The sequence below is a fragment of the Rubrimonas cliftonensis genome, assembly GCF_900107585.1.
In the GTDB taxonomy this organism is placed as follows: domain Bacteria; phylum Pseudomonadota; class Alphaproteobacteria; order Rhodobacterales; family Rhodobacteraceae; genus Rubrimonas; species Rubrimonas cliftonensis.
In genome coordinates, this window is record NZ_FNQM01000018.1 from 43,604 (window position 1) to 58,007 (window position 14,404).

The window sequence follows — 14,404 nt, forward strand, 5'->3', positions numbered from 1 at the left end:
ACCCGCCCGCCGACGTCGCGCGGGGCCGACCGCTGCTACCGCGGGCGTAGGGCGGCGCCCCTGCAAAATCCGCGAAGGGCGTGCGGCGCGTTGATGGGATCGCGCGTATCTGTTCGAGTGGACCCGACCTCAGCGCGGACGAAGCCTCCATGGACGCTACCCAGATCACGATATCGGCGATCCTGATCGCCACCATGGCGCTGTTTCTCTGGGGGCGGTTTCGCCATGACGCCGTGGCGCTGGCGTCGCTCATGGCCTGCGTCGTGGCGGGGCTCGTTCCCGCCGCCGACGCGTTCGCCGGCTTCGGCCACCCGGCGGTGATCACGGTCGCCTGCGTGCTGGTGCTGAGCCGGGGGCTGCAGAGCACCGGCGCCGTCGACTGGCTGGCGCGCGCCGTGCTGCCGCGCGAGGCCGGTCGGCTCACGAGCATGGCCGCCCTGATGGGGCTCGGCGCCGTGCTCTCCGGCTTCATGAACAATGTCGGGGCCATGGCGCTGCTGATGCCGGTCGCGGTGCAGGTGGCCGGCCGGCACGGGCTGCCGGCGGGGCGGCTTCTGATGCCCCTTTCCTTCGGGACGATCCTCGGCGGCATGACCACGCTCGTCGGCACGCCGCCGAACCTCATCGTCTCCGGCTTCCGGGCGGAGGCGGGCGGCGGCCACTTCGCGATGTTCGACTTCTCGCCGGTGGGCGCGGCGGTCGCGCTGGCCGGCGTGCTGTTCGTCTCGCTGATCGGCTGGCGGCTCGTGCCCGCGCGCAAGTCCGCCGCCGGCCAGAGTTTCGACACGGGCGCATATCTCACCGAGGTGCGCGTTCCGGAGAAGAGCAGGGCCGTCGGGCTGACGCTGCGCGCCTTCGAGCAGGCGATCGAGGGCAGCGATGCGCAGGTCGTCGCCCTGGTCCGCAACGAGGTGCGGATGAACGCCCCCCATGGCGGCAGGTCGCTGCGCGCCGGCGACGTCGTGGCGCTGGAGGCGGATGTCGACGGCCTCGCCGAGGCGCTCTCGGTGTTCGACATCAGGCTCGAGGCCGAGGAGGGGTCGGGCGCGGCGGCGGAGAAGCCTGCCGACGGCAGGCCCGAGGCGGAGCGGGCGGCCGACGGCGACGAGGCGGCCGGGCGGGGGGCGCCCGCCGGGGGCGACAATGGCGCCGCAGAGGACAGAGCGCGCGACGAGGAACTCGTGCTGCGCGAACTCGCGGTGCTGCCGGGCTCCACCATCGTCGGACGATCGGCGCGCGATCTGCACCTGCGCACGCGCTACGGCCTCAATCTCCTCGCCGTCTCGCGCGCCGGGCGGCCGCCGCGTGCGCGGCTTCGGTCGCTCCGCATCCGCTCGGGGGATCTTCTGCTGATGCAGGGGCCGCAGGAGGTGCTGGCGGACTTCATCTCCGAGACGGGCTGCGTGCCGCTGGGCGAGCGCGACCTGCGCATTCCGGACCGGCGCAAGGCGATGGTTGCCGGCGCGATCATGCTCGGCGCCGTCGGCCTCGTCGCGCTCGGTCTGCTGCCCGCCGCGCCGGCCTTCGTCCTCGGCGTTCTCGCCTCCATGCTGATGCGCACCGTGCCGCCGAGGCAGGTGTACGACGCGATCGACTGGCCGGTGATCGTGCTGCTCGCCGCGCTGCTCCCGGTCGCAGGCGCCATGCAGGCCACCGGCGCGGCCGATCTTCTCGCGACCGGCGTGGTGGGGGCGCTGGCGCAGGGCGACGCCGTCGCCGCGCTGGTGGTTGTGATGGTCATCACCATGTTCCTGTCGGACGTGATGAACAACGCCGCCACCGCGGCCGTTATGTGCCCCATCGCCATCGGCGTGGCCAACAGCCTGGGCGCCGATCTCGACGCGTTCCTGATGGCCGTCGCAGTCGGCGCCTCCTGCGCCTTCCTCACCCCGATCGGCCACCAGAACAACACGCTGATCCTCGGCCCCGGCGGCTTCCGGTTCGGCGATTACTGGCGTCTCGGCCTGCCGCTGGAGGCGCTCGTCGTCGCGGTCAGCGCGCCGCTGCTGCTGATCGTCTGGCCGCTCTGAAGCCGCGGCCGTTCGCAGGCGGCGAGGGGTCAGACCCGGTGCAGGTACAGCTCGTAGTCCACGTCCGGCACGGCGCGCGCGACGCGGGCGTGTTCGGCGGCCTTCACCGCGACCAAGGTGCGGCGCATCTCCTCGCCGAGCGCCTGCCCGAGAAACGTCGAATTCGTCGCCGCGTCGATCGCGGCGGCCCAGTCGCGCGGCATGTCCGCGCCGCGGCCGTCGCGGTAGGCGTCTCCGGTCGTCTCCGGGCCAGGGTCCAGGCGCTCCACGAGCCCCTTGCGCATCCCCGCGAGGACGGCGGCCGCGACAAGGTAGGGGTTGGCGTCGACGCCCGACAGCCGGTGCTCGATGCGCCGGGCGTCCACTTCCCCCGCCGGCACGCGCACGGCCACCGAGCGGTTGTTGGCGCCCCAGCTCGGCGACACGGGCGCGTAACTGCCGCGCGCGAAGCGCCGCCAGCTGTTGGCGTGGGGCGCGAACACCAGCATCGACTCCGCCATGGTCGCCAGCACGCCGCCGATCGCATGGCGCAGCGCGTCGGTCCAGCCCGCGCCGGGGGCTTCGGCGAGCGCGTTGCGGCCCTCGCCGTCGCGCAGGCCCAGATGAAGGTGCATGCCCGAGCCGGCCTGGTCCGCGAACGGCTTGGCCATGAAACAGGCGAGCACGCCATGGGCCCTCGCCTGCGCCCGCACGATCCGCTTCAGCCGCACGAGGTCGTCGGCGGCCCGCACCACGTCGTCGCGATGGCGCAGCGTCAGCTCGTACTGGCCCGGCGCATACTCGGAGATCAGCGTCTCGACCGTGATACCGGCGAGGCCGGCGGCGGCGTAGACGTCGGCGAACAGCGGCTGCATCCCGATCAGGTGATCGACGGAATAGACCTCGGTGCGGCCGGAGCGCCGGCCGTCCAGCACGTCCCGCGCGGGCTGGAGCCGGCCGCCGCCGTCGCGCTCGGGCTCCAGCAGGAAGAACTCCAGTTCGAAGGCCGCGGTCGGATGCAGGCCCAGCTCGGCCATCGCCGCGACCTGCGCCGAAAGCGCGTGGCGCGGGTCCGACAGCATCGGCGCGCCGTCGAGATGGTGTTGCGACAGGAACAGCTCGGCGCGCGCGGGAACGGTTCCGTGCAGGGCCGCCAGCGTTCCCGGAACCGGCCAGGCGCGCATGTCGGCGTCGCCTGCGTCCCAGATCAGCCCGGTCTCGTGGACGTCCTCGCCCACGATGTCGAGGCCGAGGATCGAGATCGGCAGGTGCCGCCCCTGCCGGTAGAGCGCAAGCAGCTCGTGGCGCCGGATGATCTTGCCGCGGCCGACGCCGTTGCTGTCATGCAGCAGGATGTCGACCGCCTCGATCCCGGGATGCGCGGCGAGGAACGCCTCGGCCTCCTCCGGCGCGGCCCCTGTCGGGGAGGTCTCAGCCATGACGGGGCGACGTCAGGTCGTCGAGCACGTCGCCGAAGGCGCGGATCAGGCGGTCGACCCGCGCCCGCCCGGTCGCCGGGCTCACCAGCATCATGTTGTGGAACGGCGCGATCAGGCAGCCGCGGTTGAGCAGCCCCAGGTGAACGGCGGCTTCGACCGCCGGCCGGTGCGCCGCCGCGGCCTCGCTTCCGTTGCGCAGGGGGCCGGGCGCGCAGATGAACTCGACGCGGGCGCCCACGCGGACGACATGCCACGGCAGCACCGCCGCCACGATCGCCCGCGAGAGCCCCTCCGCGAGCCGCGCCGCGCCCGCCTCCATTAGCGCGAAGGCCTCCTCTGTGGCGACTTCGGCGAGCGTCGCCTCCAGGCAGGCGAACTGCACCGGGTTGCCGGCGAGCGTCGTGCCCATGCCGGAATGGCCCGGCGGGCGCGCGGCGTCATAGGCCCGGAACCGGGCTGCGACCGCCTCCGTCATGCCCCAGAGCGCGGTCGGAACGCCGCCGGCGACGCATTTGCCGATCACCAGCATGTCCGCCTCCAGCCCGTGCGGCCTTGCGTAGCCCCCCGGGCCGGAGGACTGCGTGTGCGTCTCGTCGATGATCAGCAGCGCGCCATGCGCGTCGGCCAGTCGGCGCAGCCCTTCGAGAAAGCCGGGCTCGGGCAGGACCATGCAGCAGTTGGTCATCACCGGCTCGGTCAGGATCGCCGCCACGTCGCCGGTCGAGAGCGCGGCCTCGACCGGCGCGAGGTCGTTGAACTCCACGCAGACCGCGCCCTCGGTCAGGTCGAATCCCTGGCCGACGAGGCCCCGCCGCGCCGCCGTGCGCCCGTCGCGCAGCTCCACCATCGCCTCCTCGAGCGCGCCATGGTAGCAGCCGTTGAAGACCAGCGTCTTGCGCCGGCCCGTGACGGCGCGCGCCGCGCGCAGGGCGTGGCGGTTGGCGTCGCTGGCGCTCAACGTCACCTGCCAGAGAAACGGGCCGAAACGGTCGCGCAGCAGCGCCCCGACGCGCAGCGCCGCCTCGGAAGGCAGCATGCAGGTCAGCCCGCGCGTCGCCTGGCGCCGCATCGCGCGCGCGACCGGCGCCGGGGAATGCCCGAACATCGAGCCGGTGTCGCCGAGGCAGAAATCGTCCAGCCTGTTGCCGTCGAGATCCGTGAGCGTCGCGCCCTTGGCCCTCGCGACCACGAGGGGGAAGGGCGACGGCCAGTCCCGCATCCAGTGCATCGGCACGCCGTCGAGCCATGGCGCGGCCCCTGCCGCGAGCGCCGTGCGGCACCGGGGCCGCGCCGCGACGAAACGCTCGGCCTCCCGCGTCCTGAACGCTTCTAGGCGCGCGGTTTCGACGCCTGCGACGGCGAGCGGCTGCTGTTCTGCGGGGATGGCCGACATCGGGGTTTCGCACCGCTCAACTGCGTCTGCGCAACTTGGTAGGTCCGCGCGCGACGAGAACGCAAGACCCGTGGCGGACAGGGCCGGACGGCGCGCCCGGACCTGTCGCGGCGGTTCCGCGCTTCGGCCCTGGCGCAAGGGCTCAGCCCGCACGCCGCCGCGAAGCGGCGCCGCGCCGGAGGCGAGGGGCGCGGCGCGGGCGTCACTTCTGCAGTTCGGTCCAGATCGCCGTGTAGAACTGCACCGCCTCCGAGGGGCAGGTCGGCAGGAACACCCCGGCGGCGGCCAGCTCCGGCGACGGGAAGATCTCGGGCGCCTCCTTCATCACGTCGTCCATGAACGCCTCCGAGCCCGTCACGCCGTTGGCGTAGCGGGCGAAGTTGGAGATCATCGCGGCGTTCTCGGGCGCCATGATGAAGTTGATGAAGGTCTTGGCCTCCTCGACGTTTCGCGCGTCCGACAGGATGCCGACGCTGTCCATCCACAGCGGATAGCCTTCCTTCGGGTAGCCGTAGACGACGTCGGGGTTCAGCAGCCGGGCGCGGAAGGTGGAGCCGTTCCAGTTGACCGACGCCGCGACGTCCGCCGCGCCGAGGCGCTCGGTCATGCCGTAGTCCATCGACATCCAGCTCTGCTTGGCCTCCATCAGCCGGTCGCGGACGCGGCGCAGCAGCTCGCGGTCGGTGGTGCAGGGCTGGCCGCCTTCGTAGAGGATGGCCAGCGCCATGACGTCGTTCATCTCCGGCACGACGTTGATCTTGCCCTTCAGCGCCTCCGGCGGGTTGAGCCAGATGTCGGAGGTGTTGGGGTCGCCGTCGTAGACCGAGGTGTTCACCGCCACGCCCGTCGTGCCCCACTGCCAGGGGATCGTGTAGCGGCGGCCCTGGTCCCACGGCACGTCCACCCAGCGCGGATCGAGGTTCGAGAAGTTCTCCATCGCGGAATAGTCAACCTCCATCAGAAGGCCCTTCGCCACGAAGATCGGCACGTAATTGGCCGACGGCACGACCATGTCGAAGCCGTGGGCGCCGGCCTCGATCTTGGTCAGCGCCGTGTCGTTGCTGTCGTAGTCGGTGACGGTGACCTTGATGCCGGTCTCCGCCTCGAACTTCGCCAGCAGTTCGGGGCTGGTGTAGTTGCCCCAGTTGTAGAGTTGCAGCTCCTGCGCCGAAGCGCCCCCGGCCATAAGGGCGAGGGCGGCGGCCCCCATCATCAGTCTCGACATGCGCTGTCTCCCTGTCAGTTGTCCCTGGTGCGCGTCAGAAGAAAGAAGCAGGTCAGCAGGACCAGCGTGGCGCCGAGCAGCGCGGTGGAGATGGCGTTGATCTCCGGCGTCATGGCGCGGCGCAGCTGGCCCAGCATGTAGGTGGGCAGCGTGTCCTGCCCGGCGGACTTCACGAACTCGGTGATGATGACGTCGTCGAGCGAGATGACGAAGGCGAGCATCGCCCCCGCCGCGATCCCCGGCCCCATCAGCGGCAGGGTGATGCGCCGGAACGTGCGCCACGGGGTGGCGTAGAGGTCGGCGGCTGCAGTCTCCAGCAGCGGGTCGAGGCCCTTGAGGCGGGCGCGGATCGGCAGGTAGGCGAAGGGGATGCAGAAGGCGGCGTGGGCGGCGATCAGGTAGCCGAGGCCCTGCACGCCGGTGATCAGCTTCACCTGCGCGAACACGATCAGCAGGGCGACGGCGGTGACGATCTCCGGCGCCATCAGCGGCTGGTTGATCGCGACATAGACCGCGGTGCGCCCGCGGAAGCGCCCGCGGGCGGTGGCGACGGCCGCCATCGTCGCGAGCGTCGTCGCGATGGCGGAGGCGGAGGCGGCGAGCGCGAGGCTGCGGGCGGTCGCGTCCTGCACGGCGCCGTTGTCCCACGCGACGGCGTACCAGCGCAGCGAGAACCCCTCCCAGACCTGGATGGAGGCGCCGGCGTTGAAGGAGTAGGCGACGACCACGAGGATCGGCGCGTAGAGGCACAGGATCGTCGCCGCGGCGACCGTCGCGAAGCCGGGCATGGCGGTGACGGAGAAGGGGCGCGTGCGCCGCATCGGGGCGTCAGCCATCGCGCTCCTCCCCCTCGGCGTAGCGGACGTAGAGGATCAGCGCGACGGCGACCATCAGCAGCAGCGTCATCGACAGCGCCGCGCCCAGCGGCCAGTTGCGGCCCTGGCCGAACTGCAGCTCGATGAAGTTGCCGAGCATCATGTTGCGCCCGCCGCCCAGCACCCGCGGCGTGACGTAGGCGCCGATGGCCGGCACGAAGACGAGGATCGAGCCCGCGACGAGGCCGGGGCGCACCAGCGGGACGATCACCCGGCGCAGCACGCGCCAGCGGCTGGCGTAGAGGTCGTGCGCCGCCTCCACCAGCCGCAGGTCCACCCGCTCCATCGCGGCGTAGAGCGGCAGCACCATCAGCGGCAGATAGACGTAGGCCATCCCGATCAGCACCGCGGCGTCGGTGTAGAGGATCTGGACCGGCTCGGTGATCGCGCCCGACCACAGCAGCAGGGTGTTCAGCACGCCCTGGTTCCGGATCACCTCCATGATCGCGAAGGTGCGGATGAGCAGGTTGGTCCAGAACGGAATGGTGATCAGGAACAGCCACAGCGCGCGGTTCCGGCGCGGTCGCGTGGCGATGAACCACGCGGTCGGAAAGCCGAGGAGCAGCGTGATCAGCGTCGTCAGCAGCGACAGGCGGATGGAGCGCCAGAAGATCGACAGATGCGCGTCGGCCGGCCGCCACACGTCGTCGAAGATGTCCTTCGTCCAGAACACCTGCCGCCACGCGTCCAGCGTGAAGGTCCACTCGACGCCGGAGTATTCGCCCGCGGTCAGGAACGAATAGAGCGCCACCACCAGCAGTGGGCCGGAGGCGGCGCAGAACAGCAGGATCAGCGCAGGCAGCGTCAGCAGCCAGCGGCGGCGGGCCTGCGCCGCGCGGGCGGCGGCCTCGGCGTCGGAGGGGGCGAGGCTCATCGCCCGCCATCCCCGCGCGGACTCGGGGCCGGGCGCCGAGCGCCGCCGAGGCGGTCGGACGGAGCGGGCGGCGTGCGCGGCGACGGCGCCATGGCGTCAGTCCTTCAGCATCTGCGCGATCCCCGGGCGGATCAGCGCGCCGAGGCGGTCGCCGGGCCTCGGTTCCGCCGCGCCGTCGCCCCGGTTGGGCAGGCGCACCAGCAGCGTCGGCCCCGCGTCCAGCGTGAGATGCGCGTGCGTCTCGGGCCCGACATAGACGATCTCCGACACCGCGCCCGTCAGGGCGCCGGGCGCGTCGGCGTCGGTCAGCGCCACATGTTCGGGCCTGACGGCGAGCGTCGTCCGGGCGCCGGTCGCCGGCGGCTCGGCGCGCGCGGCGGCGGTCACCGTCCCGCCGCCGTCCAGCGCGACGCGGACGAGCGGGCCGTCCATGCCCGCGACGCGCCCTTCGAGGAAGTTCGTCTCGCCGATGAAGCCCGCCACGAAGCGGTCGGCGGGATGGGCGTATATGTCCCTCGGCGCGCCGACCTGCAGCACCCGGCCCGCCGACATGACCGCGACGGCGTCTGACATGGTCAGCGCCTCCTCCTGATCGTGGGTCACGAACACGAAGGTCACGCCGGTCTCGCGCTGCAGGCGCTTCAGCTCCGACTGCATCTCCTTGCGAAGCTTGAGATCGAGCGCCGAGAGCGGTTCGTCCAGCAGCAGCACCTTGGGCTTCGGCGCGAGCGCGCGCGCCAGCGCCACGCGCTGCTGCTGCCCGCCCGAAAGCTGCGCGGGGCGGCGCCTCGCCAGCGCCTCCATCTTCACCAGCGCCAACATCTCCGCCACGGTCGCGCGCACCTCGGTCCTGGGCCGGTCGAGCATCTCCAGACCGAAGGCGATGTTGTCGGCGACCGTCATGTGCGGAAACAGCGCATAGGACTGGAACACGGTGTTCACGGGCCGGCGGTTCGGCGGCATCGCCGCGATGTCGGCCCCGTCGAGCAGGATCGCGCCCTCGGTCGGATACTCGAAACCGGCGATCAGCCTCAGCAGGGTGGTCTTGCCGCAGCCGGACGGGCCGAGCAGCGTGAAGAATCCGCCGCCGGGCAGGGCGAGAGAGACGTCGTCGAGCGCGGTGAAGTCGCCGAAGCGCTTGCTCACCCGGCGGATCTCGATGGACGCCGTCATTCAGCGTCCGCGCTCGAGCCCGGCCGGGCCGCGCTTGCGTCGGGGCGGCCGGCGCCCGCGTGGCGAACGGCCTGATGCATCGGCGCCGGCGCCATGCGCGTCTCCGCTTCGACTAAAACGCCAGCGTGGCGGATGCCGCGATGCAGCGCAAGCCTCGGTTCGGGCGCGCGAAACCTGTGGCGCATCGGCGGGCGCCGGCGGGAATTCGGCGGGCGCCGGCGGCCTTTCGGCGGGCGCGTGCAGGGGCGCTACGCCCATTCGGGCGCGTCGCATCGCAGCAGGCCCGCGGGGTGCGGCCAGTCCGGCCCCCGCGCGTCGACGTCGAACGGAAAACGCACGCGCCGCGCGGGCCCCCAGCCCGTGGCCTCGATCCCGTCGCAGAGATCCGCCGGCCCCGCCGGCGCCGCCGCGTCGCCGAAGGCCCGCACCCCGGCGGCGGTCAGCAGCGCGGCGGTCCTCGCCAGCGAGAGCCGCGCGGAGAAGAGCCGCCCCGTCGCCCCGCGGCGTCGCAGCGCGCGCAGCAGCGCCGCGGCCATCAGATGACCGGTCGCATGGTCAAGCGCCTGCACCGGCAGGGGAACCGGGCGCCCGCTTCCCGAAAGCCGCATTCCCGCATCGGCGATCCCGCAGCTCATCTGCACCAGGCTGTCGAAGCCCCGTCGCCCGGCCCATGGCCCCGTCCACCCATAGGCGCTGAGGCTGACCTCGATCAGCTCCGGGGCGAGGGCGCGGCGGCGTTCCGCGTCGTAGCCGAGCGCGTCCAGCGCGCCGGGGCGATAGCCGTGGACCAGCGCGTCGGCCCCGGCGAGCAGGGTCTCGAAGACGCGGCGATCCTCCCGGCGCGTCAGGTCCAGCCCCGCGCGGCGCTTGCCGAGCGTCGTGTCGGGCTCGACGCCCGGTTCGTCCCACCATGGCGGGTCGATGCGCAGGACGTCCGCGCCGAAACCCGCCAGCAGCCGCGTCGCCACGGGGCCGGCGAGCACGCGCGTGAGGTCCAGCACCCGCAGACCGTGCAACGCCGCCGGCCGCGCGCCCGATCCGGTCTCGCGCCAGGCGATCAGCGGCTCCGCGGCGACGGCGCGGCCCTGCGGGCTCGCCGCCCAGTCGTCGAGGCCGCGCATGGCGGCGGCGGCGCCGCCGGCCGCGACAACGGCCTCCTCCAGATCGACGCGCCCCCATTCGGCCGTCGCCGCCGCCGCGCCCGCCCGGTCCGTGGGCGCGCCCAGAACCCGCAGGGCGGCCGAGCGATGGCGCGGCGCGTTGGTGTGCAGGCGGATCCAGCCGTCAGCCGCGCGGTAGTCCCCGGCCAGCGCGTCCCAGGGCGACGGCGCCTCCCAGCCCTCGGGGCGCAGCGTCGTCCCGAACCACAGCAGCGCCAGCCGCCTGTCCAGCGCGACGCGCCGCGCGCCCTCCAGCGCCGCAAGCTCCCGCGCCGCCGCCCTGACCGAGGCGACCGCCAGATCGGCGGCGGCGAAGCAGGAGGCGAGCCCGGCCTCCGACGTCTCGCGCACGGCGAGCTCCGGCGTCAGGTCGGACCCCAGCGCGTCGTCGATCGTCTCTGCGAATGGGTCGGTCATCGCTGCGCTCCGCCCGTCGCGCCGTCGCGCACCCGCCTGCTCTCGACCGCTCCCGAGGCCGGGCGTCAGCGCCGGTATGCCGGTTCCTCCGCGTCGAGCTGACGCCTGATCGAGGCGAGATGCAACCGCGCCGACCGGGCGTCGCCCTCGCGCATCTGGAGAGAGGTCGCCTGCGCCACCTCCGGCGCGACGGGCTCGACCCTGCGGCCGGTGGACATCGCGAGCACCTGAACCTCGGCGGCGCGCTCGAGATAATAGAGGTCGTCCCAGGCCTCGGCGATCGAGGGAGCCAGAACCAGGACGCCGTGGTGCTTCATGAACACGATGTCGGCGTCGCCGACCGCGCCGGCGATGCGGGCGCCCTCGGAGCTGTCGAGCGCGAGGCCGTTGTACTCGCGGTCCACCGCCGTGCGGCCGTAGAACTTGAGCGCGGTCTGGCCCGCCCAGACCAGCGGCTCGCCCTCGGTCATCGACAGCGCGGTGGCGTAGGGCATGTGGGTGTGGAACGCCGCCCGCGCCCGCGGCAGGCGGCGATGCAGCTCGGCGTGGATGTGGAACGCCGTCGCCTCCGGCTCGCCGTCGCCGTCCACGACGGCGCCGTTGAAGTCGCAGACCAGCAGGCTGGAGGCGGTGATCTCGCGGAACGCGAAGCCGAAGGGGTTGACGAGGAACAGGTCGTCGCAGCCGGGCACGACCGCCGAGAAATGGTTGCAGATCCCCTCCTCGAATCCGTTGCGGGCGGCCGCGCGGAAGCAGGCGGCGAGATCCTCGCGCGCGGCGCGCACGGCGTCCGAGCCCAGGTCGGGCAGGTTGGGCCGCGCGTCCGCGGCGGTCTGCGTCTTCTTCTCGCTCAGGCCGTGGGCCATGTCTGGTCTCCGTGGGAAGGTCGCGAAGCGCGGATGGCGACAGCCTACACGCTCCGGCCGGCTCGATCAGCCGCGTAGCGCCGCGCGGCGCGCGCGTGGCGGCCGCGCGCCGGAGCGGCGCCGTCGGGCCCATGGTCCGGGTCGTGGCCGCCCCCGTGACCCGCGCGAACGGCAGGCGCCTGCGGCGCGGCGGATCCTCGCCTGCCGCGACGGGAGAAGGGTCGCCTACTGCGACAGGCGGATCGTCACGACCGCGCCCTCGCCGGGCGCCGAGGCGATGTCGAGCGTCCCGCCATGGCGCTCCACGAAGGCCTTGGCGACCGTCAGCCCCAGCCCCGCGCCCTCATAGCCGCGGGTCGCCGAGCGCACGGCCTGTTCGAAGGGCTCGCAGCAGCGCTTCAGGAAGTCCGGCTCCATGCCGACGCCCTGATCGCTCACGACGATCTCGACCCGCCGCCCCTCCAGCGTCCGCAACGCAACCCGCACGACGCCGCCGGCGGACGAGAAGCGGATCGCGTTGCCCAGAATGTTGCCGAAAGCCTTGTCGATGGCGATGGGGTCCACCATCGCGACGGTCGGCAGTCCCGGCAGCTCGGTCTCCATGACGACGCCGGCCCGCTCGGCGCGGGCGTCCTGGCGCGCCACCGCCTCGGCGAGCAGCGCGTTGAGGTTGACGGGTCTGGGCTCGATGTCGAGCTTGTCCAGATCGGCGTTGGCGTAGTCGAGGACGTGGGTCAGCACCCGCAGCAGCCGCGCGCCGCTGTTGCGCGCCTCGGTGGCCATCGTCTTGTAGGTCTCGGCGCCGAGCGGCCCGAAGGCCTCCTCGCACATCATGCTGTTGCAGCCGATGATGGCGTTCAGCGGCGTGCGCAGCTCGTGGCTCATCGTCGCGACGAACTCGGTCTTGGCCCGCGTGGCGGCCTCCGCGCGGATCGTCAGATCGATGAGCTTGCGTTCGCGCCGCCTTGCGACACGCTCGGCGGCGACGACGCTGGTCACGTCGCGCACGACCACGACCCACTGCGTCGCGTCCTGTCCCTCAAGCCGCGTGACGGCGATTTCCGCGAAGAAGCGCCGCCCGTTCGGCCGCAGGCAGATCACGCGGCGCCTTCCGGCGCGCACGGCGACGTCAAGCGCCGCCTCCAGCGCCTCGGGGCTGCGCAGTCTTGGCCAGGCCAGCGCGTGTTCCGGCCGCCGTCCGGGCCCGGGCCCGGGGCCGGGCGCAGGGCCGGGCGCGTCGTCGACGCCGCCGAACATCGCGCTCGCGGCCGGGTTCATCGCCGTGACGCCGGCGCCGGGCGCGATGACGACGACGCCCTCCGTCAGGCTGTCCGCCACCTGCGCCATCAGGGCGCGGACGCGGCTGAGCGCGAGAGTGCTCGCCATGAGCCTGAGGTCGAGCCGCGCGGCCCTCGCGGTCAGGTCGAGAAAAAGGCCGATCGACGCCGCCGTGAGCGCCGGCGCGATGTCGAGCAGCGTCGGCGACAGGCGCTGCGCCGCCACCGCGAGCGCGAACAGCCCGCCGGCGGTGGCGACGAAGATCAGCGCGGTGCGCCCCGCGCGCCTCTGCCGCGCGGCCACTCCCGCCACGCCCGCCGCCGCGAAGGCCAGCGCGGCGGCGATGGCGGGGTGCGCGCGGCGCAGCCGCCGGTCCAGCAGCACGCTCTGGGCGGCCAGCGCCTGCACCACCGGCCCTGGCAGTTGCCCGAAGCGCGGGGTCGGCGCGAGATCGCCCAGCTCCAGCGCGGTCGCCCCGATCAGGACGCGGCGGCCGCGCACCGCCTCGGGGTCGAACGCGCCGGACGCGACGGCGACGAAGGGCAGCACCGCGAGCCCGCCGGGGTCCACGCCATAGTCGATCCAGAACGGCCGCTCGTCGAGGTCTCCCGGGGCGAGGAAGTCGAAGAGGGACGGCGTTGGCGCGTCGCGCCAGTACTGGCGCGGCGCCGCGCGCCAGAGGCGGCCGTCGGCCTCGGGGGCCATCGTCGCCACGGCCGGGCGGGCGACGGACAGCATGGCCTCCGGCGGCCCCACGTCCACAGCGCCGTCCGCGGCGATCTCGGTGAACACCGCGAGCCCGGCTGCGGGCTGCGCGCGGGCCAGCGCCCTCGCAAGCGCGACGTCGTTCTCCTCGTCGGTGCGCGCGCTGAAGTCGACGTCGAAAAGCACCGTCGTCGCCCCGGCCGCCGTCAGTCGGTCGAGCGCGATGGCGTGAAGCCGGCGCGGCCAAGGCCAGACGCCGATCGCGTCGATGCTCTCGCGGTCGATGGTGACGATCAGGAGGTCGTCGGTCGGCGTCGACGTCGCGAGTGGAAACCGCATCTCGATCAGCCGCCGCTCAAGAAATTCGAGGGCCCCGGCGCCGTAGAGCGTCAGCGCGGTGAGCGCGATCATCGCGGCGCGGGCCGCCGCCGCCGCGACGCCGCGCGCGCCGCTTGCGGCGTCGTTCGCGGCGACCGTGTCCGCGCCGCCGAGCACCGCCGCGTCGAGCTTCGCCCCGTGCGAGGCTGCGGCCATGTCAGGGCGCGATCCGGCTTCAGGCGTCATCGGACGGCGCGTCCCCCGGCGAGGCGATGGCGGTTCGGGCGCGGGCGTCTCAAGGCGCACGTCTCCGCAGGCGCTTCCGCGACCTAGCCCTTGCCCTTGCCCTTGTCGCTCTTGCCGCCCGCGTTGCCTTTGCCGCCCGCGTTGCTGGCGCCGCCCGCGTCGCCTTTGCCGCTCGCGTTGCCTTTGCCGCTCGCGTTGCCTTTGCCGCCCGCGTTGCTGCGCCGCCTTTGCCGCTCGCGTCGCCTTTGCCGCCTGCGTCGCCTTTGCCGCCCGCGTCGCCTTTGCCGCCCGCGTTGCTGGCGCCGCCTGCGTCGCCTTTGCCGCCCGCGTTGCTGGCGCCGCCCGCGTTGCCTTTGCCGCTCGCGTTGCTGGCGCCGCCCGCGTTGCCTTTGCCGCCCGCGTTGCCTTTGCCGCTCGCGTTGCCTT

The 14,404-nt window shown here is 73.2% G+C and carries 11 protein-coding genes; 1 reads left to right on the forward strand and 10 read right to left on the reverse strand.

What is annotated here, in order from left to right:
• Window positions 1-149 precede the first annotated feature (149 nt).
• Window positions 150-2,030 (forward strand): SLC13 family permease, encoded by a 1,881-nt coding sequence (locus BLW43_RS18480; RefSeq protein WP_093255721.1) that lies wholly within the window; start codon window positions 150-152, stop codon window positions 2,028-2,030.
• A 29-nt stretch (window positions 2,031-2,059) separates the two neighbouring features.
• Here BLW43_RS18480 and BLW43_RS18485 read toward each other — a convergent pair whose 3' ends face one another.
• The 10 genes from BLW43_RS18485 to BLW43_RS24065 all read right to left on the reverse strand — a co-directional run.
• On the reverse strand, window positions 2,060-3,448 hold the full coding sequence (locus BLW43_RS18485; protein ID WP_093255722.1) for a glutamine synthetase family protein: 1,389 nt from the start codon (window positions 3,446-3,448) through the stop codon (window positions 2,060-2,062).
• Window positions 3,441-4,841 (reverse strand): aspartate aminotransferase family protein, encoded by a 1,401-nt coding sequence (locus tag BLW43_RS18490; RefSeq protein WP_093255724.1) that lies wholly within the window; start codon window positions 4,839-4,841, stop codon window positions 3,441-3,443. Before BLW43_RS18490 ends, BLW43_RS18485 begins: the two co-directional genes overlap by 8 nt.
• A gap of 202 nt (window positions 4,842-5,043) precedes the next feature.
• The gene (locus tag BLW43_RS18495; protein WP_175478994.1) at window positions 5,044-6,066 is read right to left on the reverse strand and encodes an ABC transporter substrate-binding protein; all 1,023 of its coding nucleotides are present in this window, start codon (window positions 6,064-6,066) and stop codon (window positions 5,044-5,046) included.
• Window positions 6,067-6,080: 14 nt separating this feature from the next.
• A complete protein-coding gene (locus tag BLW43_RS18500; protein ID WP_093255725.1) occupies window positions 6,081-6,902 on the reverse strand; it encodes an ABC transporter permease in 822 nt (273 codons plus the stop codon).
• The gene (locus tag BLW43_RS18505; protein ID WP_093255727.1) at window positions 6,895-7,815 is read right to left on the reverse strand and encodes an ABC transporter permease; all 921 of its coding nucleotides are present in this window, start codon (window positions 7,813-7,815) and stop codon (window positions 6,895-6,897) included. Before BLW43_RS18505 ends, BLW43_RS18500 begins: the two co-directional genes overlap by 8 nt.
• Before the next feature lie 96 nt (window positions 7,816-7,911).
• Window positions 7,912-8,988: an ABC transporter ATP-binding protein gene (locus BLW43_RS18510; protein ID WP_093255729.1), complete on the reverse strand. Its 1,077-nt coding sequence runs from the start codon at window positions 8,986-8,988 to the stop codon at window positions 7,912-7,914.
• A 248-nt stretch (window positions 8,989-9,236) separates the two neighbouring features.
• A complete protein-coding gene (locus tag BLW43_RS18515) occupies window positions 9,237-10,565 on the reverse strand; it encodes a CoA transferase (protein WP_093255730.1) in 1,329 nt (442 codons plus the stop codon).
• A gap of 65 nt (window positions 10,566-10,630) precedes the next feature.
• Window positions 10,631-11,431 carry an aldolase gene (locus BLW43_RS18520; RefSeq protein ID WP_093255732.1) on the reverse strand — a complete coding sequence of 267 codons (801 nt, stop codon included), beginning with the start codon at window positions 11,429-11,431 and terminating at the stop codon, window positions 10,631-10,633.
• A gap of 225 nt (window positions 11,432-11,656) precedes the next feature.
• Window positions 11,657-13,948 carry a CHASE2 domain-containing protein gene (locus tag BLW43_RS18525; RefSeq protein WP_175478995.1) on the reverse strand — a complete coding sequence of 764 codons (2,292 nt, stop codon included), beginning with the start codon at window positions 13,946-13,948 and terminating at the stop codon, window positions 11,657-11,659.
• Window positions 13,949-14,061: 113 nt separating this feature from the next.
• The coding region (locus tag BLW43_RS24065; protein WP_425441195.1) for a hypothetical protein at window positions 14,062-14,404 on the reverse strand (343 nt) is incomplete at its 5' end.